Annotated in this window: 21 protein-coding genes; 16 read left to right on the top strand and 5 right to left on the bottom strand. The window is 53.9% G+C overall.

The window, feature by feature from the left end; all coding sequences use genetic code 11:
- Window positions 1-3: 3 nt before the first annotated feature.
- The 7 genes from D9N14_RS22635 to D9N14_RS22605 all read left to right on the top strand — a co-directional run bounded on the left by D9N14_RS22635 (window position 4) and on the right by D9N14_RS22605 (window position 7,521).
- Window positions 4-795, top strand: coding sequence for a sulfotransferase family 2 domain-containing protein (locus D9N14_RS22635; protein ID WP_290584151.1), 792 nt, complete (start codon window positions 4-6; stop codon window positions 793-795).
- A complete protein-coding gene (locus D9N14_RS22630; protein ID WP_290584148.1) occupies window positions 792-1,466 on the top strand; it encodes an acyltransferase in 675 nt (224 codons plus the stop codon). The genes D9N14_RS22635 and D9N14_RS22630 overlap by 4 nt, the downstream gene beginning before the upstream one ends.
- Window positions 1,463-2,698 carry a hypothetical protein gene (locus tag D9N14_RS22625; RefSeq protein WP_290584146.1) on the top strand — a complete coding sequence of 412 codons (1,236 nt, stop codon included), beginning with the start codon at window positions 1,463-1,465 and terminating at the stop codon, window positions 2,696-2,698. Before D9N14_RS22630 ends, D9N14_RS22625 begins: the two co-directional genes overlap by 4 nt.
- Window positions 2,667-3,848: a glycosyltransferase gene (locus tag D9N14_RS22620; RefSeq protein WP_290584144.1), complete on the top strand. Its 1,182-nt coding sequence runs from the start codon at window positions 2,667-2,669 to the stop codon at window positions 3,846-3,848. The genes D9N14_RS22625 and D9N14_RS22620 overlap by 32 nt, the downstream gene beginning before the upstream one ends.
- Window positions 3,845-5,152 (top strand): lipopolysaccharide biosynthesis protein, encoded by a 1,308-nt coding sequence (locus D9N14_RS22615; protein ID WP_290584142.1) that lies wholly within the window; start codon window positions 3,845-3,847, stop codon window positions 5,150-5,152. Before D9N14_RS22620 ends, D9N14_RS22615 begins: the two co-directional genes overlap by 4 nt.
- A 13-nt stretch (window positions 5,153-5,165) precedes the next feature.
- The gene (locus D9N14_RS22610) at window positions 5,166-5,900 is read left to right on the top strand and encodes a class I SAM-dependent methyltransferase (protein ID WP_290584140.1); all 735 of its coding nucleotides are present in this window, start codon (window positions 5,166-5,168) and stop codon (window positions 5,898-5,900) included.
- 226 nt (window positions 5,901-6,126) lie between these two features.
- Window positions 6,127-7,521 carry an undecaprenyl-phosphate glucose phosphotransferase gene (locus D9N14_RS22605; RefSeq protein WP_290584138.1) on the top strand — a complete coding sequence of 465 codons (1,395 nt, stop codon included), beginning with the start codon at window positions 6,127-6,129 and terminating at the stop codon, window positions 7,519-7,521.
- Window positions 7,522-7,604: 83 nt separating this feature from the next.
- On the opposite strand, the gene D9N14_RS22600 is transcribed toward D9N14_RS22605, so the two are convergent.
- Window positions 7,605-9,518, bottom strand: a complete 1,914-nt coding sequence (locus tag D9N14_RS22600; RefSeq protein WP_290584136.1) for a DmsC/YnfH family molybdoenzyme membrane anchor subunit — start codon at window positions 9,516-9,518, stop codon at window positions 7,605-7,607.
- A gap of 28 nt (window positions 9,519-9,546) precedes the next feature.
- A complete protein-coding gene (locus D9N14_RS22595; protein WP_290584134.1) occupies window positions 9,547-11,763 on the bottom strand; it encodes a molybdopterin oxidoreductase family protein in 2,217 nt (738 codons plus the stop codon).
- Window positions 11,764-12,190: 427 nt separating this feature from the next.
- On the opposite strand from D9N14_RS22595, the gene D9N14_RS22590 reads away from it, so the two are divergent.
- On the top strand, window positions 12,191-13,489 hold the full coding sequence (locus D9N14_RS22590) for a reverse transcriptase family protein (RefSeq protein ID WP_290584132.1): 1,299 nt from the start codon (window positions 12,191-12,193) through the stop codon (window positions 13,487-13,489).
- A gap of 15 nt (window positions 13,490-13,504) precedes the next feature.
- On the opposite strand, the gene D9N14_RS22585 is transcribed toward D9N14_RS22590, so the two are convergent.
- The 3 genes from D9N14_RS22585 to D9N14_RS22575 form a co-directional block, all read right to left on the bottom strand.
- Complete coding sequence (locus D9N14_RS22585; RefSeq protein WP_290584130.1) at window positions 13,505-14,485, bottom strand: DUF2333 family protein; 981 nt, start codon at window positions 14,483-14,485, stop codon at window positions 13,505-13,507.
- 111 nt (window positions 14,486-14,596) lie between these two features.
- Window positions 14,597-16,570 (bottom strand): EAL domain-containing protein, encoded by a 1,974-nt coding sequence (locus D9N14_RS22580; RefSeq protein WP_290584128.1) that lies wholly within the window; start codon window positions 16,568-16,570, stop codon window positions 14,597-14,599.
- 85 nt (window positions 16,571-16,655) lie between these two features.
- Window positions 16,656-17,297 (bottom strand): transglutaminase-like cysteine peptidase, encoded by a 642-nt coding sequence (locus D9N14_RS22575; protein WP_290584126.1) that lies wholly within the window; start codon window positions 17,295-17,297, stop codon window positions 16,656-16,658.
- A 172-nt stretch (window positions 17,298-17,469) separates the two neighbouring features.
- Between D9N14_RS22575 and dsbD the strand changes: the two genes are divergently transcribed.
- The 8 genes from dsbD (at window position 17,470) to fis (ending at window position 26,034) form a co-directional block, all read left to right on the top strand.
- Complete coding sequence (dsbD, locus tag D9N14_RS22570) at window positions 17,470-19,347, top strand: protein-disulfide reductase DsbD (protein ID WP_290584124.1); 1,878 nt, start codon at window positions 17,470-17,472, stop codon at window positions 19,345-19,347.
- 164 nt (window positions 19,348-19,511) lie between these two features.
- Window positions 19,512-19,955, top strand: coding sequence for a type II 3-dehydroquinate dehydratase (gene aroQ, locus D9N14_RS22565; protein WP_290584122.1), 444 nt, complete (start codon window positions 19,512-19,514; stop codon window positions 19,953-19,955).
- Window positions 19,956-19,998: 43 nt separating this feature from the next.
- The gene (gene accB / locus D9N14_RS22560) at window positions 19,999-20,466 is read left to right on the top strand and encodes an acetyl-CoA carboxylase biotin carboxyl carrier protein (RefSeq protein WP_290584120.1); all 468 of its coding nucleotides are present in this window, start codon (window positions 19,999-20,001) and stop codon (window positions 20,464-20,466) included.
- Between the two features lie 13 nt (window positions 20,467-20,479).
- The gene (gene accC / locus D9N14_RS22555) at window positions 20,480-21,826 is read left to right on the top strand and encodes an acetyl-CoA carboxylase biotin carboxylase subunit (RefSeq protein WP_290584118.1); all 1,347 of its coding nucleotides are present in this window, start codon (window positions 20,480-20,482) and stop codon (window positions 21,824-21,826) included.
- A gap of 130 nt (window positions 21,827-21,956) precedes the next feature.
- Window positions 21,957-22,832 (top strand): 50S ribosomal protein L11 methyltransferase, encoded by an 876-nt coding sequence (prmA, locus tag D9N14_RS22550; RefSeq protein ID WP_290584116.1) that lies wholly within the window; start codon window positions 21,957-21,959, stop codon window positions 22,830-22,832.
- Window positions 22,833-22,929: 97 nt separating this feature from the next.
- Window positions 22,930-24,531 carry a DUF3426 domain-containing protein gene (locus D9N14_RS22545; protein WP_290584114.1) on the top strand — a complete coding sequence of 534 codons (1,602 nt, stop codon included), beginning with the start codon at window positions 22,930-22,932 and terminating at the stop codon, window positions 24,529-24,531.
- Between the two features lie 181 nt (window positions 24,532-24,712).
- Window positions 24,713-25,705, top strand: coding sequence for a tRNA dihydrouridine synthase DusB (gene dusB / locus D9N14_RS22540; protein WP_290584112.1), 993 nt, complete (start codon window positions 24,713-24,715; stop codon window positions 25,703-25,705).
- On the top strand, window positions 25,702-26,034 hold the full coding sequence (gene fis / locus D9N14_RS22535) for a DNA-binding transcriptional regulator Fis (RefSeq protein ID WP_290584110.1): 333 nt from the start codon (window positions 25,702-25,704) through the stop codon (window positions 26,032-26,034). Before dusB ends, fis begins: the two co-directional genes overlap by 4 nt.
- Window positions 26,035-26,145: the final 111 nt, after the last annotated feature.

Below are 26,145 nucleotides of genomic sequence, written 5' to 3'. Positions count from 1 at the left end.
CTCTTGCTGGATAGTCAATTGCGCTATGGCTATCTTCAAATACCAAAGTCCGCGTGCAGCACCATAAAACTAAGTTTTCTGAAGAATTCTATCCCGGAGTTCAATGATTCCCTTTCACAGAAAAGCTTACATGACGACCAAAAACATTGGATCACTTACGGCTCAAGTGAACTTCACCAAACCCTTGAAAGGAAAAAAGACGCGCTAATACCAATATACACCGTAGTCAGAAATCCTTTTACCAGAGTCCTTTCTGGTTATCGAGAGAAGATTGAGCTAAGAAAAGATTCCGACAAATACATATTAGATTTAGGGCTAGATTTAAGATCTAAAATATCATTCGACCAATTTCTTGACTCTCTGATTGATAGACCACAAATTTCACTGGACTCACACTTTCAAAGCCAAACTGTAATTATTTCTCAACAGCTCATGAACACCATAAAAATTGGATACATGGAGGACTTAGAGCTCTACTTAGAACATTTTATTAAATCCATATTTGGCCAAGAGAGAAACGCTATAGTTGAGAAGAGAAGCCCACACGTAACTGGCTCGTCAGAGATAGCCACACTTGAGAAATACTATAAATCACAGACGACCATAGACAAGGTATTGTACATATATAGAGATGATTTCACTGCATTTGGTTATCCTCATCTCATTGAAGAATCTTCACGCGTTCCTACGAAGAAGAACCTCTGCGACCAAACAAAAAAAATAGCACTTCACTCTATCTACAGACATCCTATTATCAAACTGGATTTGTTTCTAAGGCGGACTCTCAAGGTATGAACACGCTGGTGAATAGAATATTACGGCGCATAACAGGTAGGGAATACAGCATTGAGACAACGGACCTAATATATATCATTGAGAAAGGTCTCACACCATTAATCAGGGGGTTTATTTGGCAATGCTTAAAATTTCAAAAGCCTAACGGTTTCATGCTAGGAAAAAACGTAAGAATACTTGGGGCGAGATTCCTTGCATTAGGCAAAGGTATATCAATCGGGTCAAACTCGTACATCGATTGCTATTCACACGAAGGCATAGTTTTAAAAAATGGAGTGACAATTAGAGAAGGAGCCTGGATACAGTGCAGGAGTGGACTTAATAGCAAAGGCCAAGGCCTAGAAATCCACAACAATACCTATATTGGCCCGAATGCGGTAATTGGCGTTGGTGGGAAAGTGATTATACATTCCAACGTGCAAGCAGGGGCAGCGCTTACTATTTCAGCAGAGAGTCATGAATTGGGCGACTCGTCTTACGTTGAGGGAGGAACTCATCGAAGAGGTGTAGTCATTGAGAAGAATGTTTGGATTGGAAACAATGTCACCGTACTGGACGGTATTCATGTTGGAGAAAACAGCGTCATAGGCGCGGGCTCAGTGGTGACAAAGAACATTCCACCTAGATCTATAGCCGCTGGTGTTCCTGCCAAAGTAATAAAGCAACTATGAACAGCAGCTTCATTCTATTTGCACTGTTCGTTGTATATATTCTAATACCAAAAATCGATATTGCGAGCATCGGTGGAGGCGCGATCCGCGTTAATGACATCTTGATAGTGCTATGTGCTGCTCTTTCGCTTTTTTCACGAAACTTCAAATTTCAGATAAGCAAAAGTTTAGCGGCATACTACGTCTTCTTATTATCTCAACTCCTATCCTTCATCTTGAACCTAGACGTTCTCGAGTTCAGCGGAATTCTATTTATAGCGAGGCTCTTCGAGTACACGATATGGTTTTACGTAGCGCAATCTTTGTCAATGACCAGGCTCAATATCAATTTCTCTAAGGTCTGCAGTATACTGGTTATCATACTTTCGGTCTGGGCGATTTTGGAATGGTTTCAAGTCGTACCGAAGTCAGGGAAATTTGTCAACGTTACAGACCGTGTCAGCGTAAACACATCTGGCCCCTACGAGTTCGCGGCTTTAATTGCAATGCTAGTATATCTTTCTAAAACACCACAAAAGTATATTGGCGTATTATCCTTATTCTTGACGCAAAGCAGGATAACTATTACTGCATATTTTGTGAGTTTGCTTTGGGGATATAGAAAGAACTCTGGTCTACTTCTTTCATTGTTTATCGTTCTACTAATGACAACATTATTAGCAGTAAACATGAACCTTGAGGTACTCGATGTTTTTTCAGAATCGCGCTTTGCGTTGCTGATCAGCGATAGTAGCACTCTCGATCTAGCTCTAGCTTTTATATCAACTGCCCCGGTAGTACACACCCCACATGAATATTTTGAAATTTCCCATGTTGGTTCAGGCGTTACGTTTGGACTTATAAACGATGTCAGCCTTGAGATGAGGCTGCTCCGTTGGTCAATCGTACTATCAACCGTTTCTGCGGACTACATTAGCCTTGCTGTAGGGATGGGGCCGAGCTTCTGGGGAGTTGCTCTAGATGGAAACTACATTCGAATAATAGGCGAGCAAGGAATAATTGGCGCATTCACATTCCTATTCTTTCTTAACACACTGCTTTCCGATTACAAACAAAGCCTAATCCGAAGCTTCTTGGTAGTACTGTGTATTACAGCAGTTTTCATCGATATTTTTGTCGCAGACAAAGTAATGACAGTATTTTGGTTTGTACAAGGTATACTTTTCACTCAAAACAGGTCGGCGTTCGAAAGGAAAGCAAATGACAAAGGTGTGTTTCTGTGTCAGAAATGATTTTCACCATAAATTTGGCGGTGATACCCTGCAAATTTCGAAGTATATCGAAAACTCGCCGGATGGATTCGAATGTGAAATTGTAACTTACAGTCATTTCAAAGATCACAAAGCCCACTTCCACAATAGCTACGACATCTTTGTATTGACTAATATTGATAGATGCTATGAGTATTTAGGGTTCTACACTGAACTAAGAAAGAACGTTGATTGCTCCCGGTTGGTTGTACTACCAATTCATCACTCACAAATCTACGTCGAATCTTATTACTTGAAGTTTCACCCTTTACTCTGGAGACCGATCAAACTATTTGGCGGCATTCTTTTTATTGAGAAGATAAAATCTTTGATTCATATGATTCGTGAAAACGGAGACAAAAAAATCCCCTATCTAGGCCTTCTACTCTCAAATTACAAGTCGCTTATCGCTGAGTCATTAGTGAAATGTGCTGGGTGGATATGTATAGCAGAAGGAGAAGCAAACTCGATAAAATCAGATTTTGGAATCGACAAACCGATTAAGTATTCGATTTGTCAGAATGGAGCAGATATCAACAGCAGCTCCAATTTCGGCGATCGAAACATTGACATTTTAGTTTGTGGGCGAATCGAAAAACGAAAGAATCAACTGGAGGTCGCCAAACTACTTTCGAAGTCGCCTTACAAGGTATGTTTTGTCGGTGCTCTAAACGAAAACCATAAACAATACTCTAAAGAATTCCTAGATATCATTGGCGCTAACAAAAATCTCTTTTACTTAGGAAAGAAAAGCCCCCAGGAGATTAGTCAACTTTATTTGGACGCAAAGCTGCATCTCTCCGCGAGCTGGTTCGAAGTCTCCTCTCTCGTGGATTTGGAGGCGTACATTCATGGCTGCTACGTGGTGTCTTCAAAAAACGGATATACTTCTGAGATTTTAGACCAACACTCACTAACTTTGATTGACCCAAGCAATCTTATAGATCTAGTGGAAACAGTAGAAAAAGTTTTGAATTCAAATAGAAATGATCTAGACAGCCGACACAGATCAGGTGGCCTAAACACCTGGAAGAAATCGGCAGAAGATTTTTTCTCAGGCATCCAATCGATTACCGCAACATCACATAGCAAGCTTAACCCTGGTGACACCCCTATGGGTCAAGCGTCTTGACTAGGCATTCATTCAATTCAGTTCTTAAGGGTGGTGTTTCGGCCCTACTAATAAGGTGTACTACGGCCGCTGTAGGATTCGCATTGAACTATTTCGTTGTTCGTATTCTGGGAGCGAATGACGCAGGGGTTTTCTTTTCGTTTTTATCTTACTTATATATATCCAATGCTGTTGCACAACTAGGCTTGGACATAACCGTTTCTAGAGGTTTACGCTTCGCCAGAAACTCACTCAAGAGTGTTGATGTGAAAGCGCTGCATTCCACATGCTTTTCCATCGTATTTCTTGCATCGCTATTACAATCCGTAGCATACATTTACTTTGTTGATGAAATATGCTCGCTATTTGACTGCTCAACCGAAGATAAAAATGGGTTTGTGTTTCTCGCGATTGCGATAGTCCCTTACTCTCTGCAGTGGTATCTTTCATATGTGTTCCAAGGGAGCGGCCACAACCTAAAATTCAATATCTTTCAAAATTTAACGATAAACTCACTATTTATTATCTTAGCTTTAGCTCAATGGTCCATAGATCCCTCACAAAAAGTCACAAACCACGAGTTAGGTATTTTCTTCCTCGTCGCGACGACGGCATCACTAACTTTTTCTTGGATAATCGTTCCAGTTGAGTTCAAGCGCCCTTCCTTGTCAGTTCTTTATAAGACTTACAAGGAAACAGTTTCAATTTCAGCGCCTATGTTCGCATCTTCATTGATTAGCATCGCCGCTACGTGGCTTCCGGTAATACTACTCGGCATTTGGTCAAGCACTGAAGACGCCGCGCTATATGCGATTGCCACAAGAATTTCTTCTATAGTATCCCTAATTTTAATGGCATTTAACTCTTATACGTTCCCAAAATATGCTGAGCTTTTTTCGATTGGAGACACCCAAGGTATAAAACTTACAAGCATGCATTCCAATAGGCTTATATTTTCACTCGCTTTACCTATTTCAGCATTACTTGCTGTTTATTCCTCGAATATTCTTAGCTTTTTTTCTGAAGATTTCACTTATAGTAACGCAACATTATGTATTCTTATTTTTGCACAGACTATAAACGTGGTGAGCGGTTCTTCTGGGGGTATTCTTGGAATGACGAAACATCAAAACTCGGTTTTATCGTTCTCTTTTGTGTCGTTTTTTGCAATGATTATTGTTAATGCCGCTCTTATTAAATCATATGGTGCGTACGGCGCTGCTTGGGCCCAGCTAGTATTCATTGCATTGCAATCCATGTTAGGCGCTATTGCTGTCAAACTATATTTTGGTTTTTTCCCCTCTCTACTTTGGCTTCGAAAATAAAGATATAACCGTTATGAAACAAGACTTCATTAACAAACTTTATACGAATTATTCTCAATTCAAATCTAACTCCACATACAATTCCTCTGAAGAATACTACGACGAGCTTGTTTACGAGATTCTTCATTCAATGACCGTCCGCAAGGAGAGCATCATATGTGACATTGGGTGTGGAAATGGAGGGAAACTAAAGTCACTTCAAAAGTTCGGTTACATGAATTTAATTGGGATCGACCCGCTTTGCCTAGAAACGCATCAGCCTGGCTTTTCCCTTCACCCAAAATCTATTGGAGAGTATATAAGTTCTGTTAAAGCAAAAAGTGTGGATGTTTTTATACTTAATGCAGTTGCCGAGCACTTGTATCCATGGATACTCGAAGAAACATTACGCAGCCTCAAAGAGGCGCTAACTGAAGACGGCATTATTATAGTCAAATCACCTAATGCTGCCTCTCCTTATGGTGGGTTTTATCAATTTGGCGATTTAACACACCTACTTGCACTTACTCCCAACTCACTTAAGCAGATTGCGGAACTTACTGGACTCCGTATTGCACGCTGCGGAAATGAGATGCTCCCAATTCGACAACATAAAGGACTTAAGAGAGTCGTAATTAGCAGCCTGCATAGAATTTTCCTTTTCAAGCTGTTTTGCGAATCCATCTTGGCTTTCAAGTCAATTCAAGTCCTGACGCCAAACTTTATTGCTGTGCTGAATAGAGAAGAATGTAGTAAGGAGTTCTCATAACACTTATCGGTAATGCTATCTCTACTGCAGGTAAAGATTATCGAAACCCTATAATTAGTTTATAGATCTTACCGATTTGGTCTGAGCACATTTCGATTGGCGCCGCGGTACCTACAATGCCTTTTTGGTCAACCACTATAATCCACTCAAACTTTTACATTATAGTGCTATAATTCTTCCGGTTAGCGATTCAGTTAAGTATTCTAGAAATGGGGAACTTGTAAGGATGCAATCAATTGGCTTTCTCAGGGAGCATGCTCTGCTATTTTCCTGGCTCCTGCGCGCTTTCGACTGGATCATCATTCTCTTATCAGCACTCATAGCTCATTTTTTAACCTTAGGCACCTGGCCCCCAAAACCTCAATACATTACTGCCATTGTGCTGGCTTTGGCGCTGTTCACCGCCATTACTCCTTCATTTAATCTGTATCGCAATTGGCGAGGTTCCGCAAAGACCCACGAACTCGGCACGATGATAGGCGCCTGGGCCATGGTCTTTCTGCTTCTGGCTTTGTTGACGTTTGTTACCAAGTCCGATGTTTCCCGCTCCTGGGCCATTGCATGGTGCACTCTTGGGGCCGCTGGTCTGGTGTGCGGGCGTCTGGCACTGCGCAGCTTTCTTAACAAAATGAGATCACTGGGCTACAACCAACGACACGTTGTCATTCTCGGCGCGGGCAATGTTGGCCAACAAGTAGCCAATACCCTATCCGACTCCGTTGAAACCGGCTTCAGGGTAAACGCTTTTTTCACCAACGACTCGGACCTTTCTCAAATCAAAAACCTGCTGCCCCATATGGAGACAGGCAAGATCAAAGAGTCGTTTGATTACATCTCCCGCCATCATGTGGATCAGGTCTGGATTGCCATGCCAATTTCCAAGGTGAAGCAAATTCAGGTCATCTTAAAAGGCCTGAGCCATTGCACCGCAGACATCCGACTAGTCCCTGATATTTTCGGCTTTCAACTTATTAACCAGTCCGTGAGCACGGTGGCGGGCCTTCCCGTTGTGAATCTTTCGCTGTCCCCCATGGACGGTGCCAACCGATACATAAAGGCTTTTGAAGACAAACTGTTGGCAGCCATAATTCTGTTAGCGATCTCGCCCCTTCTTGCCATCCTGGCTCTGGGTGTCAAACTCTCTTCACCTGGGCCTGTTTTTTACCGTCAAGAGCGCGTCACTTGGTACGGCAAAAGCTTTTATATGTACAAATTTCGATCAATGCCAGTGAATGCCGAGGATAATTCCGGAGCAGTCTGGGCCAAAGCCGGTGAAAGCCGGGCTACACCTTTCGGGGCCTTCCTGCGCAAAACCAGTCTGGATGAACTCCCTCAATTCTGGAACGTACTGAAAGGGGATATGTCCATTGTGGGCCCTCGCCCGGAACGCCCAGTGTTTGTGGATAAGTTCAAAGACGAAGTGCCCGGCTACATGCAAAAGCATAAGGTGAAAGCAGGCATTACCGGCTGGGCCCAGATTCACGGTTGGCGCGGTGATACGGACCTCACCAAACGTATCGAACATGATCTGCACTATATCGAAAACTGGTCGCTCTGGTTGGATATCAAAATCATCTTCATGACCATTTTCAAAGGCTTCATCAACAAAAACGCTTATTGATTCGAGCCTATTACTGCGCATCAAACACCCATAAAAAAACCTCCTTAACGGAGGTTTTTTTATGGCGCTAGCTCAACCGTTGATCAATGCAGATCCGGCACCACCCCCACCTGCGGCATATTCGCCAGGCCCACATCCCTCGCGTGCTGTTCAAAGCCCTTGTTCTTCCAGAAGAAGGCACCGGGCATGGTGGTGGGGATCACCAGTACGTAGAACAGGGCACGGCCGATCAACAATGCACCTAAACCGCTCACCAGCAGTACCGCATAGGCGGCTACGCCGGCGGCTTGCAGTGGCAGCAGGGCCATGGCCAGGGCCATCACCACGCACACGGCCATCAGGCCATTGCGCAGGGCATAGGTTTTGCCAAAGGTGGTGCACTGCACATAGTGCGAGGCCGCCCCTTCGCCGGATTCCACGTTCAGGTATTTGGCGTGGGCAATCAGGCCCAGGCTTTCGGCGGCAAAGCCGATCAGGGCCATGCTGCCCAGCACGGTCACCAGGGCGCTCAGGTTGCCGTCATTCAGCAGCACCAGCGGCACCAGGAATACCCCCAGCAGCAGGCTGCCCAGGCTGAACATGGTGCCAAAGAACGAGGTGATCACCTGCCAGTGGTTCCAGAACGGGCGGGCCTTGATGCGGTAGCTCTTGTGCATGTACCACAGCCCCACCAGACCAGAGATAGCAGCAAAGCCACCGGCCACCAGGGCCAGCACGTCCACAAACCCCCACTCCAACCACAGGTTGACCAGCTTGAGGAAGGTAAAGGCACCCAACCCGGTGAGGAACAGGGTGACGCCAAGACCTTCACGGGACACCGGTGAGTGCTTGAGATTATTAAAGCCACGATAAAAGCGCATGGGTTTGCCCAGGTGCAGGGTGGACAGGACCAGGCCCCACACCTGCAGGCCCATGAACACGGCCAGCATGGGGATGTACAGCAGGCTGTTTTCAATGGCGGCAATGCTGTCCAGGCCGATATAGGGGGCCAGCAGCACGGTGATGAAGGCTCCGATCACGGCCTGGGTGGCCAGGGTGAAGATCACCAGGGGGTTTTCCCGTGAGCTGAGGCGGGCCAGGTTCCAGTTGGTTTCCTTGCCTTCTTTTTCATCCACCACGGAACGGAACTGGCCGTTGTCGTCCTTGGCGTATTTCACCGGCATGGAGTCCGTGCGGGTGACTTCGTTGGGCATGGATTTGGTTTGCTGGAAACGAATGTTGGGGTTGGTGATGTTGGGATCGGGGAAGCCGGGAATCTGCGGCAGTACCTGCTCACGGTTTTCCGGGGTGTTTTCGATCACACCAAAGTTCAGCGCGTTACCCAGGCAGGCAGACACGCAGGCGGGCTTTAAGCCCTCCTCCAGGCGGTCCACACACATGTTGCACTTGGACACCTGACCCTGAATCGGGTCCAGCTGGGGGGCGTTATAGGGGCACACCCAGGTGCAATAGCCGCAGCCAAAGCAGGTGTCCGGGTCCTGCAGTACGGCGCCGTATTCGGCGTGCTTGGTATAGGCGCGGGTGGGGCAGCCCTTCAGGCACACCGGGTCGTCGCAGTGGTTACAGGCCATGGAGATGTTCATGCGCTTGTAATCCGGATAGGTGCCCCCTTCCACATAGCCCACGGATCGGAAACTGATGTGAGCCGGGTTGCCGTTCTTTTCACTGCAGGCGGCTTCGCAGGCGTGGCAACCGATGCAGTTGTCGGCGGTGAAGTGAAAGCCGTGCTGCTTGTAGCGGTTGGGGTTCTCCCCCACTGCCGGGTTCTGGTTGATCATCAGGGAGCGGCCTTCCGGCGCGCAGCCGCCGCTCAAATCCAGCAGGTCGATCTTGCGGCCATAGCGGTTGGTCTCCTGCACGGTGGGATCAAACAGCTTGGCATAATTCTGTTCACCCGGGCGCTTCTCCCAGGTGGGTTTGGGGCTATCCACCACCGGGTCGGGCTCGGCTCCAATCTGGTCCAGGCGATCGCGAACGGCGCGTAATACACTTAACATGGTCTCTCCTCTCTACTGCGGTACGCGATTAAAACGCCCGGCGCTGGGCGTTGAGTTTGGCGGCCTGCTTCTGATCCGTGTGCTCGATGCGAACGGAGCACTGTTTATAGGCCGGCTGGCGCGAATGGGGGTCCAGCAATCCCAGGGACAAGCGGTTCACGCAGTCGTGAAAGTGGAACGGGATGAACACCATATTGCGGGGCACCCGCTGGGTCAGCTGCACCATCACCACGGCATCGCCCCGGCGCGACACCAATCGCACATAGGTTTGATGCTTGATGCCCAGTTCCGCCGCGGCATCGGGGTTCATTTCCATATAGGGCGTGGGGCTGAACTTGTTACAGTTGCCCAGCTTGCCGGTACGGGTGCGGGTGTGGAAGTGCTCCACCACCCGGCCGCTGTTGAGCCAGAACGGGTAGTCTTCGCAGGGCTTTTCATTGTTATCGATGAACGGCAGGGCAATCAGGTTGGCTTTGCCGTCGGCGGTCTGAAAATGGCCATCGGTATAAAGACGCTGATCCCCTTTGGCCACCTCAGCGCCTGCCTGCTGCAGACTGGCCAGGTGCTCCTCACGGAAGGGCCATTGGATGCCGCGGCTTTGCTCGATCAGGTCGTGGCTCATGCCAGAGATATCCAGGGTGCGGCCCGCCCCTTTCGACAACTGCTTCATTTCATTGAAGGCCCCCTCCGGGGTATCCGGGAAGGCGATTTTCTGGCCGTTTTCAAACCGCTTGGCCAGTTGGGTGAAGATCCAGAAATCCGGTTTGGATTCGCCGTGGGGTGCGACCACGGGGCGGATCAGGTTCACGCGACGCTCGGTATTGGTGAAGCAACCGGTTTTTTCAGCCCACACCGCAGCGGGCAGGTACATGTGGGAGTATTGGTTGGTTTCCACGTCCTGATAGGCATCCTGCACCACCAGGAATTCCAGCTTCTCGAGGGTTTTGCGAATCCGCGGGGTGTTGGGCATGGAGGTCATGGGGTTGGTGGCCACCAGCCACAGGCCTTTCACTTGCCCGGTTTCGATGGCGGGCAGGATGTCGGTCATGCACATGCCGCGTTTGGCAGGGAAGAAGGATTCGTCGATGCCCCAGAATTTGGCGATCTCTTTGCGGTCTTTCTCTTTCTCCAGCGCGCGATAACCGGGCAGACCGGAACAGGAGGACCACTCGCGGGTGCCCATGGCATTACACTGGCCGGTGATGGACAGACTGGTGCCGCCGGGTTTGCCGATGTTGCCGGTGATCAGGTTGAGGTTGTTGATGCCCACCACGCCGTCGGAACCGTGGGTGCTCTGGTTGATGCCCATGGTCCAGATGCTCATGGCGGCACCGGCTTTGGCGTACAGGCGCGCCACGTTGCGGATGGTGTCTTCATCAATGCCGCAGATGCGGGCGGCGGTGGTGGGATCGTAATCCTTCACGCAGGCTTCCAGTGCTTCAATGCCGTTGGTGTGGGCATTGATGTAGTCACGGTCCTCCAGACCTTCTGCCAGAATCACATGCATCAGGGCGTTCTGCAGCACCACATCGGTACCGGGGGTGATGGGCAGGTGGATGTCGGCGAACTGGGCGAACATGGTAACGCGGGGGTCCACCACAATGAGGGGGAACTTGCGCTTTTCCAGCGCCTCTTTCAAACGCCAGTAAATAATGGGGTGCTGCTCCGGCAGGTTGGAACCCCAGGCCATCAGGCACTCGGTGTGCTCAAAGTCGTCGTAGCATCCCGGTGGGCCATCGGAACCGAAAGAGCGCTTGTAACCCGATACCGCAGAGGCCATGCACAGGGTGGTGTTGCCGTCGTAATTGTTGGTGCCGATGCAGCCCCGCACCAGTTTACCCAGGGTATAGAATTCCTCGGTCATGATCTGGCCGGTGGAGATGATGGCAAAGGCGTCGCGGCCATATTGTCCCTGGATGCGCTGGATCTCACTGGCCATCTTGTCCAGGGCGGTGTCCCAGCTGGCTGGCTGCCAGGGTTCCCAGGGTTTATTGCGCATGATCGGTGTGTTGCCCCGGCCGGAGGCTTCAAACAGCTCGTGCTCGAAGATGCCTTTAATACAGAGCTTGCCCCGGTTCACGTCCGCGGTGGCAACGCCCCGGGTGGCCACCGCTTTGCCCGTGGCATCCAGCCCCACCTCGATGGAACAACCCGTGGAACAGTAGCCACAGGTGGTGTATTTCCATTCCTGGACTTTTTTATCAAGAATTTTGATCTTCTTGCGATCCTGCCGGCCAAAAAGCATTATTTTGGTTCCTCTCTCATTTTACAGGCGCATTTAAAGTGCATGCGAATTCAGCCAAACCCCATTTAAGGCACCAATAACGTGCACTTTGATCAAGGATGCGCCTATTTTTAGTGATTTTGGTGAGTTACCCGAAGAGATAACAAGATGTGTGCCACAAGAACCGGACAATCCATGGGGTATTTGGAGCGGTTGCGGCCGGCGCCCGGAAAATGGCACCATTGCCCAGCGCGGGTTGCGGCCGGCGCACTCCGGTATCAGGACTTGGGAACAGAGCCTCAACCTGGACACGTTCAGATCGAGCTTTGCTCCGCTCCGGGGCTACCCCGGGGTTTTTCAGGATCACCCCATGACATTGCCAGGATGTCCGGTGCGCTCCACGCACGGGACTCCTGACGGTACCGGCGGCTGATACCGGAGTTTTCTCATGAATTATCGGAAGTTGTTGATCAGGCAGTTGGCACTGAGCCTGCTGGAGGGCGCTCACCACCCGGTGGGGTTGGCGAACAGCATCGCCGGTTGCGTGAACCTGACATTGAGGGATGCCCTGCCCCTGGCGGAAGAACTGGCCAGGAACCTGGACTGGGGATCGCTGACGGTGATGCAACTGGAGCAGTGGCTGGAAGCCAGCGAGCGCCTTGCCGTGCTTTACCGCTCCCAGCGCCTGCGGGTGGTGAAATGGCCGCTGACGGCGATCCCCGCCCCCCAACGGGCCGCATTAGGTTCCGCCTGGGGCCTGCCCCCATTCCACAACACCGACCACCTGGCGCAATGGTGCGGACTCTCCCCCGGTGACCTCAACTGGTACAGCCAGCGCTATCCCAACCAACGGCCGGATGCCCGCAAACTGCAGCATTACCACTACCAGCCGCGCCACAAGTCTGATGGCAGCCAGCGGATACTGGAAACACCAAAATCCCGGCTGAAGTCGCTGCAACGCAAGCTGAACCATGACCTGCTGAATAAAGTGCCGGTGCATGACGCCGCCCATGGGTTTGTGGCCGGACGCTCAGTGAAATCCTTCAGCCGCCTGCATGTGGACCGGCCGGTGGTACTGGCCATGGACCTGAAGCACTTTTTTCTGAGCATTGCGCCGGGCAGGCTGGTGCGGCTCTTCCAGCGCCTGGGTTACGACCTGGCGGTGAGCAAGGCACTGATCGGGCTGTGCCTGAACCAGACGCCCGAGGCAGTGCTATCCCCCATCCACTGCCTGGCTACCCGGCAACGCTATCGTCAGCCGCACCTGCCCCAGGGCGCCCCCACCTCGCCGGTGCTGGCCAACCTGATGGCGTTTCGGCTGGATCTGCGACTGGAGGCCGCGGCTCACGGGCAGGGTTTTTGTTACACCCGCTATGCCGACGACCTGGCGTTTTCATCCCACCGCCACGACCGCGCAGCGACCCGCATCCTGCAACGACAGGTCCGGTCGATCGCGGCCGATGAAGGCTTTGCAATAAAGGAGGAGAAGACCCGGGTGATGACCCGCGCGGGTCGCCAGCAACTGGCCGGAGTCGTGGTGAATAAAAAACAGAGTTTGCCCAAGGCCGAGATCAAGCAGTTGGAGGCGATTCTGAACAACTGTGTGCGCTATGGTCCGCACTCACAAAACCGTGCCCGCCACCCGCAGTTTAGAGCCTGGATGGAGGGCAAGCTGGCCTATGTTCAGCATCTTGCCCCCCATCATTTTGAGCGCCTGCAACGGCACTTCGAATTGATTCAGTGGTGAATCAACCCTATTTAATCAACCCTGTTCCAGCAGGCGTCGCAGATCGATGATGGCCGCGTTGGCCCGGGAAATGTAGTTGGCCATTACCAGCGAGTGATTGGCAAAAATGCCGAAGCCGGAGCCGTTGAGGATCATGGGGCTGCCCACGGACTGCTGGGTGGATTCCAGCTCACGCACGATCTGGCGCAGGCTCACCATGGCGTTTTTCTTCTCCAGAATATCTTTGAAATCGATTTCGATGGCCTTCAGCAAATGGATCAGTGCATAAGATGCGCCGCGGGCTTCATAGAACACATCGTCGATTTGCGTGAACGGTGTTTTCAGACGCATTTCCTGCGGGCTCCGGGTGGATTGCCGGGCAGCGGCATCCCCGGCCAGATCGACATTGATCTGCTCTTTGCCCACACTGGCGCTGAGTTTCTGGGACAGGCTGCCAAGGCGGGTTTCAACGTCCGCCAGCCAGTTCCTCAGGTTATCGGCGCGGGCATAGAACTGGGCATTGGAAACATCGTCGTCCAGCAGGCGCACCTGATAGGCCTCCAGGTATTGGATACCGCGACGATACTCAGACTCGGTGGAGGGGAACCAGAAGCTCTTGTGGTCGAAATGCAGTTGCGGCTCAGCGCGGGCCAGGTCCACGTCCTCACGGGAAGTGGACTGGGAACGGGCGATGTCTTTGCGCAGGGCCCGGCTCATGTCCCGGATCTGCACCAGCACGCCGAATTCCCAGTTGGCGATGTTGTCCAGCCACAGCCCCGGCGGGGTGATGTCGTTGGTGATGTAGCCGCCGGGTTTTTCCAACAGGCTGTTGCCCAGGCGAATCATGGTGGAGGTGGTGGCGAAGCCAATGGCCGGTTGCTTGCCCAGGGCGGCGGCATCCTGCTCCACCACCCGCGGCACATCCCAAACGTCCGGCTCTGAGCTCCAGTACACTCCAAGCCCCACCGCAATCAGCAAATAAACCACGATCAAACCGGTGATCAACTTAGCCCACATGCTTCTGTTTTCGTGCGTGTCCAATCCTGTTTCCTCGACCAGTGGAATTCGAACCCTAAGCTAACTGTTTATGCTGTCAGTGGCAACCTTCCGGCCGCTTCCCGTTCACGTTCAGGCGGCTTCGCGGTCCGCTTGCGGCTGCCCCAGGAAATAGCCCTGGGCACCGTCCAGCTGGAAGCGCCGCAGCAGGTTCCACTGGGCCTCCCCTTCCACCATTTCGGCGGTCAACAGAATCTGACGGCTGTGGGCAATGCGCACCAGGGACTGCACGAAAAACTGGTGATCCAGGTTGTCCTCGATATCCCGGATGTAGGAACTGTCCACTTTGATGGAATAGAGCTGCAGGCCACTGAGATAACCGAAGCTGCTGTTGGTGGTGCCGAAGTGGTCGATGGTGAGTTTGGCCCCCAGCTCCTTGAGGCTGACCGCCAACCGGCGCAGTTTGCCATGGGCGGTGCGCACCGTCAGCTCCGGCACTTCAAAAATCAGGTACGGGGCCACATCCGGGTTATTGCGCAGAATGGCCAGCAGCCAGGTATCAAAATCGTCCTCCCGCACGCTGTGACTGGACAAGTTCACCGCCAGCGGTGCCCGCTTGCCGTTTTGCTGGGATTTGAGCTGCTCGATCAGCAGTTCGATGATCATGCGGTCGAAGCGGCTGACCATGTCGAAACGCTCCACCAGCGGGATAAAGTGGCCGGCGGTCACCAGCTTGCCGTCCACCGCCACCCGCGCCAATACCTCGTGATGCATGAGGGACTGGTCCACACAGGAAATCACCGGCTGGTAATGCAGCACCACTTTCTTCTTGCTGATCACCTCTTCCAGAAAACTGGCCCAGTTGCTGACACCGGGCATGCTGGGGGCCAGGGCGTCACCGTGGTCACGCTCGTCATAGACTTCCACCTGGCCACTCTGGTAGCTCTGGGCCCGTTCCAGGGCCGCGGCCGCCTGCGCCTCCAGCAGTTTGGGATCATCCCCCAGCTTGCACAGGCTCAAGCCGGCGTACAACTGCACCGATGAGCCTCCCAGATTGAGACCATCCAGGCGCTGCATTTTGCCGATCGCCGTTTCCAGCAGGGTCTTCACCTTATCCACGGATTGATGGGGCAACAGCGCCGCGAACCGGGTGCCGGTAACCCGGGCCACGCAATGCCCTTCCACCGCTTCCAGTGTCTGCTGCCAGACCTGCCCGATCCGACGCAATACCAGATTGCCCGCATCGTGGCCGAAATGTTCGTTGTATTCCCCCATGCCTTTTACCTGCAAGCGCACCAGCACACCGCTGAATGGCTCTTCCGGGGATTCCAGGCGGGCCTGTAACTGGGCATTGAAGAAGCGCCCATTGCCCAGGCCGGTAATGGAATCCACATAAGCCTGGTTGCGCACCTGCTCGATCTGGGCCACCTGCTCGTCGAACAGCACTTTCAATTGGCGGGTCATGCGGTTGATGGCCTGCACCACCCGTTTCAGCTCCCGGGTCTTGGGCAACGGCTGTTGTCCGGTGAAGTCCTTGTTGCAGATCAACTCCGCCTGCTTTTCCAAGGTCCGTAACGGGGTCAACACCGCCCGCACGATCATCAGGATCACCACCCAGCTGACCCCGCCCACAAACAGGAACAGCCAGAAGGCCTGCTTGGCGGCCACCCACAGATTGCGGTTGGCGGCATCCTTGTCGGCATAAACCCGCACCTCGCCCACCCGGCGCCAGCCTTCGGTGATTTCGCTGATGCCGGGCATGGGGTTGATTTCCAGCCATGCCACAAACCATTCCGGCACCAGATGCGGGGGCGCCTCGGCACTGCGCCGGGTAATCACGTCGCCATCCGGATTGCGCAGCACGATCTCGGAAAAATCCCCCCGATCAAAGATGGCGTCCACCATGGTCTGCACCATTGCCAGATCGTCCTGCCCCAGGGGCCGGGACAAGGACAACCCCAGCGAGGTGGCCGTATCCTGGGCATGGCTGTGCATCTGCATCTCCAGATAATCCCGGCTGTTGCGCACACTCAGGTAGCAAATCCCCGCCAACAACACCAACAACAATCCGGTAATCAACAGCACCATTTGACGATGTAAGCTCACTCCGATCTCCTCTGCCGTGCCCGGGAGGCACCACGCTGTCCAGGCTGAAAGCCTAGTTTATTTTGTTTATTCCGCGAGTGTATCGCTAAAGGCTGCCCAAGCCCAAACGCACTCTTAAATCCCGCCACATACTGATGTCGTCCGCATCCCCCAGGCGGGTGTCCTCACCCCGGGTCCGCGCCTTCCACAACCCTTCCGCATTGAAACTGTAAACCGGTTCCAGGTCCGGCCGCATTGACGCAGGCAACATATCCGGCACGAGTATGTCCAGCACCAGGGGTTCCCCCTGATCGGGGTAATAGGTCAGCACCATGTGGGGCTCGTTCAGGCGCAGGGCCTTTACATAGGTAATGCGCATGCGCTTGGCGGGCACCCCCAACTGGCGCAGAGTGAAATATTTGGCGATGGCGAAATCCTCACAATCACCGCCATTACTGGCCAGGGTCTCAATGGGTGTGGCCCAGTAGTCTTCCTGTTGCCAATGCTCGCGGTCACTGCGGAAACGAAGCTGGTTGAAGAACTGGTTCACCGCCCGCAGCTGGTCGGCCGTGTTGTGATAGGTAATGTCCCACACCAGCTTTTCCCAGCGTTCCACCCGTTCCACCCCCACAGGGCCATATTGATCATGTACTTTGCCCTTGATCTCCAGTGGGAGTGCTCCCGCCGTCGCAGCGGTACAGACCACCCATAAAAGAACCAGGACTGCCGGTCTTGTTCGCTTACCCACGGATCGCTCAGTAGTTGGTTGGGATAAATTTAACTATAGCAGCGCTTCCGCTTAACCCATGAAAGGGTTCACATTCCTGGCTTTCAGCCCCCTCCGGTGAAACCCTTTTGCCGGATATGCGTCTAACGTTACACTGAGCCCCCCTTAAAAAATGATTTAGGCACCGAGCGACATGCCCTACCGAAACCTGATTCTGGCCGTGCTATTGAGCTGGCTGTCCGCCCTGACCTTCGCCAGCGATGAGGGCGAGTTCCTGCCCGTCAACCAGGCCTTCCAGGTGACCGCCGAAACAGCCGGCAACCACATCCATTTCCGCTTTACCGTGGCCGAGGGCTACTACCTTTATAAACACCGTTTCGGATTCGAACCCACGGCAGGCACTCCCGGTGTCCTGGGTGAGCCCGTCTATCTGCAGGCTGGCAAGTGGAAGGAAGACCCCATTTTCGGTCAGGTGGAAGTTTTTTATTCAAAGGTAGACATATATGTACCGGTACTGGAGGCGGGCGACGGCTTCATCGAAGTGGATGCCCGCTATCAGGGCTGCGCCGACAAAGGCCTGTGCTACATCCCCCAGACCTATACAGATATGTTCCAGATTGATGTCAATGCAGCCAAGCCGGACATCCAACCGGAGACGCCTCTGCCCCGCCCGGCCACCACCAGTACAGATGTGGACAATGAGCCCCCTTCTGCCGGCCTGAAGGAGAGCGCCACCCCGGCAAAAAAGCCTGACGCCGGGCTGACCGCATCCGCCAATAGTACAGATCTGGACGCGAACGATGCCCTCAGCCTGGAGAACTTTCTCTCAGAAGCCGGCCTGTTCAGCATTCTTGGCGTGTTCTTCTTAATCGGAATCGGTCTGACCTTTACCCCATGCGTATTGCCCATGGTGCCCATACTCAGCGGCATCATCGTCGGCCAGGGCACGGACTTGTCGCGCCGCAAGGCCGCCGCACTGTCGGTGACCTATGTGCTGGGCATGGCGGTCACCTACGCGGCCCTTGGTGTGGTGGCGGGCCTCACCGGCGCCAAGTTGCAGGTGGCCATGCAGAACCCCACGGTGCTGTTCAGCTTTGCGGCGGTGTTTGTGGTGCTCTCGTTCTCCATGTTCGGCTTTTATGAACTGCAGCTGCCCAGCGGTCTGCAGAACAAACTCAACAACATCAGCCAGCAACAGCAGGGTGGCACCTACATCGGGGTGGCCATCATCGGCATCCTGTCGGCGCTGGTGGTCTCCCCCTGCGTATCGGCACCGCTGGCCGGGGCGCTCCTGTACATCGGGCAATCCGGTGACTGGGCCATGGGAGGCCTGGCCCTGCTGGCCCTGGGTCTGGGCATGGGTGCTCCGCTGATTGCCATCGGCGTGACCGGTGCCAACATTCTGCCCAAAGCCGGCGGCTGGATGGATAATGTGAAAGGCCTGTTCGGGGTGATGCTGCTGGCGGTGGCCCTGTGGCTGGTGAAACACCTGATGCCGGATCTTCTGGCCTGGGTAATCGCCGGCGGCCTGTGCATCCTGGCCGGCCTGTATCTGGGCGCCCTGGATCCATTCACCACCCCCAAAGGCAAATTGTTCCGGGGCATCGGCCTGAGTGTGCTGGCCTGTGGCGTGGCCCTGATTCTGTCTCAGTTCCTGGCCAGCCCGGCAGCAACGCCGGGTAACGCCAGCGCCAGTACCGCATCCAGCGTCCCGTTTCAGCGCATCCGCAGTGAACAGGCGCTGGATCAGGCATTGGCCCAGGCCCGCGCCAACGGGCAGCCGGTGATGATTGATTATTTTGCCGACTGGTGCACCGCCTGTTTCGAAATGGAGCACGAAACCTTCAGCCAGAACGACGTCCAGGGGCGCCTGGGCAACCACCGCTGGCTGCAGATTGACCTGACCAACAACCCGGAGGACAACGCTCTCCTGCAACGCTACAACCTGCCCGGCCCACCGGCCATTCTGTTCTTTGACGCCCGCGGTGACGAGGTCAGCAGCGCCCGCATTTATGCCTACAAAAGTAAAAGTCAATTCCTCGCCCATTTGGACCAACATCAAATTCAGTAACAATTTATAAGGCGAAAAAAGGCTAACTTCGTTGAACTTGCGAGCAACCGCAGATAACTTGTAAGCAATTGTAAGAAGTGCCACAAAGCACAGGAATGCGCTGCGGGCACTCGTTATAATCCGGAGCAATCCGCTGATCAATCCGGGAAGGAATACTCTCCATCATGGCAAAGCTGCTGGTACTCAATGGGCCAAACCTGAATCTGCTGGGCACACGGGAGCCCGGGATCTACGGCACCCAGACCCTGGACCAGATCCACCAGAACCTGATCACACTGACTCAGAGCCAGGGCCATGAATGCGAATGCCTGCAGAGCAATCGCGAATATGAATTGATCGAGCGCATCCATGCCGCCGGCAAAGACGGCACCGACTTCATCATCATCAATCCGGCTGCCTTCACCCACACCAGCATCGCCCTGCGTGACGCCCTGCTCGGGGTCGGTATTCCGTTTATCGAAGTTCACCTTTCCAACGTTCACGCCCGTGAGGCGTTTCGGCAGCACTCCTACCTGTCGGATATCGCGGTGGGCGTGATCGCCGGTTTGGGCCCCCAGGGCTACGAACTGGCACTGCAGGCGGCACTGCAAAAACTGGCTGCCAAATAACGGGTTTAGACCAACTTTTCAAACATAATAAAGAGAATTTCACATGGACATTCGCAAAGTAAAAAAACTGATCGAGCTTCTGGAAGAATCCGGCATCGACGAAATTGAGATCAAAGAGGGTGAAGAATCGGTACGCATCAGCCGCAACCTGAATCGTGGCATGGTCATGGCACCTCAACACTACGCCCCGGCACCCGCACCCGCCCCGGTGGCAGCAGCTCCTGCTGCAGCCCCCAGCCAGGACGCCCCGACAGCTGCGGCCAGCAACGAACCCGCTGGCCACAAAGTGAAATCTCCCATGGTGGGCACTTTCTATCGCGCCTCCTCACCGGATTCCAAACCCTTTGTGGAAGTGGGCCAGTCCGTGAAGGCCGGTGACCCGCTTTGCATCGTCGAAGCCATGAAGATGATGAACCAGATCGAAGCGGACAAGTCCGGTACCGTCGTCGCGATCCTGGTGGACAACGCTGAACCAGTTGAGTTTGACCAACCCCTATTCGTCATCAACTAAGAAGGCCCTCACCATGCTCGAAAAAGTGCTTATCGCCAACCGTGGCGAAATCGCTCTGCGGGTGTTGCGCGCCTGTAAGGAGCTCGGCATACCCACCGTGGCGGTGTATTCCACCGCCGACAAGGAACTGATGCACATTCGCCTGGCGGACGAAGCCGTGTGTATCGGCCCCGCGTCTGCCTCGGAAAGCTACCTGAACATCCCGGCCATCATCGCGGCGGCGGAGATCAGTGGCGCCACCGCCATCCATCCCGGTTACGGATTCCTGGCGGAAAACGCAGACTTCGCCGAGCGCGTCACCGACAGCGGCTTCATCTTCATCGGCCCCGAAGCCGACACCATTCGCCTGATGGGCAACAAGGTCTCGGCCATCGAGGCCATGAAGAAAGCCGGCGTACCCTGCGTACCAGGCTCCGACGGCCCCCTCACCGACGACAACAACGAAATCCTGAAGATGGGCCGCAGCATCGGCTTCCCGGTGATCATCAAAGCCGCCGCCGGTGGTGGTGGTCGCGGCATGCGCGTGGTGCACAGCGAAAAGGACCTGATCAAATCAGTGTCCCTGACCCGCGCCGAAGCCCGCGCCGCGTTTGGTGACGATACCGTCTACATGGAAAAATTCCTCACCACACCCCGACACGTGGAAATCCAGGTGCTGGCGGACGGTCAGGGTAACGCTATTTATTTGGGGGATCGCGACTGCTCCCTGCAACGCCGTCACCAGAAAGTGGTGGAAGAGGCCCCGGCCCCCGGTATTCCCGAAAAACTGCGCCAGGAAGTGGGCGAGCGTTGCCGCCAGGCCTGCATCGACATCAACTACCGCGGCGCCGGCACCTTCGAATTCCTGTATGAAAACGAAGCGTTCTATTTCATCGAAATGAACACTCGCGTGCAGGTGGAACACCCGGTCACTGAGATGGTCACCGGCGTGGACATCATCAAGGAGCAGCTGCGCATTGCCAGCGGCCAGAAGCTTTCCATCCGGCAGGAAGACGTCACCATCACCGGGCACGCCATCGAGTGCCGCATCAATGCGGAAAACCCGAAGACGTTCATTCCCAGCCCTGGCACCATCAACTACTGGCATGCACCCGGCGGTAACGGCGTCCGCATGGACACCCATATTTATTCCGGCTACAAAGTGCCACCCAACTACGACTCCCTGATCGGCAAACTGATCACCTATGGGGAAGACCGCAGCATCGCCCTGCAGCGGATGCGCAATGCACTGGACGAGATTCTGGTGGAAGGCATCCAGACCAACATCCCCCTGCACCAGGATGTGATCATGCAGGACAGCGGCTTCAACAAAGGCGGCGTCGACATTCACTATCTGGAGAAAATCCTGGGTCAGCACTGACCCGGGTTCCCCTGCGGCCACGCGCAAAACCCGATTCTGAAACGGAACACTTTTCAGGTAACATAGGGTTTTGCGCGCACCGTTCCCAGCGCGCCACAATCGATTCCGACCACCGATTAAGAGCGCCTCCATGCCCTGGATTCAAATCAAACTGCAAACCACCGGTGAACAGGCCGGCCATGTGGAAGACCTGTTAATGGGACTGGGCTCTGTGTCCGTCACCCTGGAAGACAGCAAGGATCAACCACTGCTGGAACCACCACCGGGTGCCACCCCCATCTGGGACGACACCACCGTCACCGGACTGTTTGAAGCGGACGTGGACACCGACCTGATCTGCGCCGCCATCCACAGCGACCTGGGCAGCCACCTGCCGATCAAGGTGGAGGCACTGGAAGACAAAGACTGGATACGGGAATGGATGGACAGCTTTGAGCCCATTGCCTTTGGTAAACGGCTGTGGGTGTGCCCCAGCTGGAAAACGCCGGTGGACCCGAACGCCGTGAACATGATGCTGGACCCGGGCCTGGCCTTCGGCACCGGCACCCACGAAACCACCGCGCTCTGCCTGCGTTGGCTGGACGGCGCCGACCTGCAGGACAAGATCGTCGTGGATTACGGTTGCGGCTCCGGCATCCTGGCCATCGCGGCGGCTCTGCTGGGTGCCAAAACCGTGTACTGCGTCGACAATGACCCCCAGGCCCTCACTGCCACCCGGGACAACGCCCAACGCAACCAGGTAAGCGATCGCATCGAAGTCTTTCCCCCCGGTGCCATGCCAGAGATCCAGGCGGACGTCATGTTGGCCAACATCCTGGCCGGCCCCCTGATGAGCCTGTCGGAACATCTGGCCGGACTGACCGCCCCCGCAGGCCGGCTGGTACTGTCGGGAATCCTGCAGGACCAGGCCAACGACGTCAGCACCACTTACCAGCAATGGTTCAACATGGACCCGGCAGCCATCGACGGCGACTGGGTACGTCTGACGGGTAAAAAAGCAAACTAACCCCTCTGCCGGCACCAAAATAGCCAGCAGATCACAGCGTTAGGCGCTAAACTGTGTAGAATCAGAAGAAAAATCAGTCAGGGATTTCATTCAGACCATGGCGGACAACCTGCTTACAAAATGCCCCCATTGCGGCACCACCTTCCGCTTGACCCAGGCACAACTGGACATCGCCGGAGGGGCCGTGCGTTGTGGTGCCTGCTACCAGGTTTTCCATGCCGCCGAGCACATTGTCAAAACCTCGGTGGTGGAAGAGCGCCGCACGGTCACCAAATCCCCCGACCCGGTGGAAGAAGCCTTCGACATGAAATCCGATGAAGGCATGGACCCCTACGATTCCGATGACCTCAACCTGGATGAACCATCCGAAGAAGTGTTCAGCGAAGAATACCGCGCGGGGCTGGATAAGGAATCCACCCTGGAAGAGTTCGGCTACCAGGAACCCAAACCAAAAAAGAAAGACAAAAACGATGAATCCTGGGCTGAAGAATTACTCAAGGAACTGGGTGAGGACGAAGCCGAAGAACTGGTTCACGAGGATGAAGAAGAGGACAAACCCGCCAAAATCGTCAGCGGAGACCACGCCTTTTCCATGGATGACGAACCCGCCGCCAAAAAGAAAAAACCGCGCCGGGGCAACGAGCTGAGCGACACGTTCGCCAGCCTGGGTAACTTCTCCAGCGAAGACCCGTTCGCCATCAGCGACATCGAAGACGAAGAGTTTGGCGGTGAACCTGCCTCCGATGACGAATCCTGGGCCAAAGCCATGCTCGATGAGCTGGAGGAAGAAGAGACTCCCAAAAAAGCGGCACCGACCGGCCTGGCTTTGCAAACCGAAGAAAAACCCGAAGAAGACAAAAGCCCTTTCGCCGCCCGCGAGCTGTCCAAGGACAAACGCGAAATCATCGAACGGGCCAAGCAGGACAAAGCCAAGCAGAAATCCCTGTCCAAGAGCATCAAGAAATCAAAAGACACCCTGCGCAACGACGAGACCGAGGAATTCTTCAAACTGCTGGAAGAAGACCAGCCCCCTGCCCAAACGACCAAACCGTCCAAGCGCATTGAGCCAGAGCTGAAAGATTACGACGAACTGGAAGACGTCGACGACGAAGCCATCACACCCGAGAACCTGTTTGCCGACAGCGACGAAGTCATCAACCAGCAGATCCGCCTGAGCGCACTGGAATACGGCCGCGAAGAACAAAGTTCAGCGCCACGCAATGGCCTCTGGGCCGGCCTGATGGTACTTCTGCTGCTGACCCTGGCGGGGCAGTATGCGTATTTCAACTTCGATTCGCTGTCCCGCATCAGCACATTACGCCCTTACATCGAGCAGTATTGCCCCTTGCTGGGATGCGAGCCTGCGCCACAAAGCGATGTTGCCAGCATTGTGGGAACCAACCTGGTGGTGCGCTCCCACCCCTTCGAAAAAAACGCCCTGGTGATCGACGTCATCATCAAAAACCAGGCCCAGTTTGACCAACCTTATCCGGTGGTGCAGTTGAACTTTGAAGACATCAATGGCGAACCGGTGGCGAGCCGGCGCTTTGCTCCGTCTGAATACATCAGCGACAAAACCATTGCCCTGGACAACATGCCCAGCGACACCCCTATTCATCTCACCCTGGAAATCGAAGATCCCGGCCGCGAAGCCGTGAACTACGAGCTGCTGTTTTTGCCTCACACCAGTGCATCCTAAGGGGCACTGAGCAGCAGAAAGGGCCATTTATCCGAAATAATGGTCCCAACCGGCTAATAGTCGAATTATTTTACAAAACCTGGCAAAACCATATTTATTCCCGCGGTTCTTCCGGCTATCATAGCTCGATCTTTAAGCATGACTGAAAACCATTAGGCGTTAATTTAAACAGGAGTTCGGCGTGTCCTTAACCATCGGGCCCTTCACCCTGCAAAGCCAAGTGGTACTTGCACCCATGGCGGGCGTGACAGATCAACCTTTCAGATTACTGTGCAAGCGCCTCGGCGCAGGTATGGTGGTCGCGGAGATGCTGACCAGTGACACCCGGTTGTGGAACACCCGCAAGTCGCAGTTGCGCTTGATCCATCAGGACGAGCCGGAACCCCGATCCGTTCAGATCGCAGGAACCGAACCGGACCAGATGGCGAAGGCTGCACAACTTTGTGTAGAGCGCGGTGCCCAGATTGTGGACATCAATATGGGATGCCCTGCCAAAAAAGTGTGCAAGAAAGCAGCAGGCTCAGCACTGCTTAAAGATGAAGTACTGGTTCAATCCATCCTGAAAGCGGTGGTGGCTGCGGTGGATGTGCCCGTTACCCTGAAGATCCGGACCGGCTGGTCGCCAGACCAACGCAATGGCATCACCATTGCAGAAATTGCCGAGGACTGTGGCATTCAGGCGTTGGCGGTCCACGGTCGCACCCGGGCCTGCGCTTACAAAGGTGAGGTGGAATACGACACCATAGCCGGAATCAAGGAAGCCGTTGGCATCCCGATCCTGGCCAATGGCGACATCACAACACCCGAGCAAGCTCGACAGGTACTGGAACACACCCGAGCGGACGGGGTCATGATTGGCCGGGCAGCACAGGGGAACCCCTGGTTATTTCGGGAAATCCAGCATTATCTCGATACCGGGGAAACGCTTCCAAAGACGTCATATAAGGACATATCGACGGTTATTGTTGAGCATTTGTGCCGTTTGCATGAATTTTATGGCGACTATTTGGGGGTGCGTATCGCCCGGAAACACCTCGGGTGGTATGTACAACACCTTCCAATGGGAGCACAATTTAAATCACGTTTTAACCAGCTTGACTTAGCGTCGGAACAACTCGCCAGTGCTCAGGAATACTTTGCGCATCTAATCGAGGGAGAGGTAATGGCGGCATGAACGATACAAACTACAACGACGAAACTCCATTTTCCAGCGGCTCCACTTCGGCCAGCAGTACCGATTTGAAGCAACATCTGGTCACTGCAGCAGACCAGGACAGCCATACACTACGTGACAACGTGCACCGTGCACTGCGCAATTATTTCGCGCATCTGGATGGCCAGCCCGTCACCGACGTGTACCAGATGGTGCTGTCCGAGGTTGAAGCACCGCTGCTGGAAACCGTAATGGAATACACCCGAGGCAACCAGACCAAAGCGTCAGTGCTCCTTGGCTTGAACCGCGGCACGCTGCGGAAAAAGCTGAAGACCTACGGCTTGATCTGATCTTTAACGTTTTCATGACGTTACCCTCAACCCCTAGCCGTATTAGGGGTTGAGAGAGAGCTGTTTGCCTGATTTTCCCTACCCTCACCGGGTCCGGGAGGTGTGTTTTTT

Source organism: Ketobacter sp., from assembly GCF_003671495.1.
Lineage (GTDB): Bacteria > Pseudomonadota > Gammaproteobacteria > Pseudomonadales > Ketobacteraceae > Ketobacter.
Note: the sequence above shows the minus strand (reverse complement) of the source record. Positions and strands in the feature narration are given on the sequence as shown.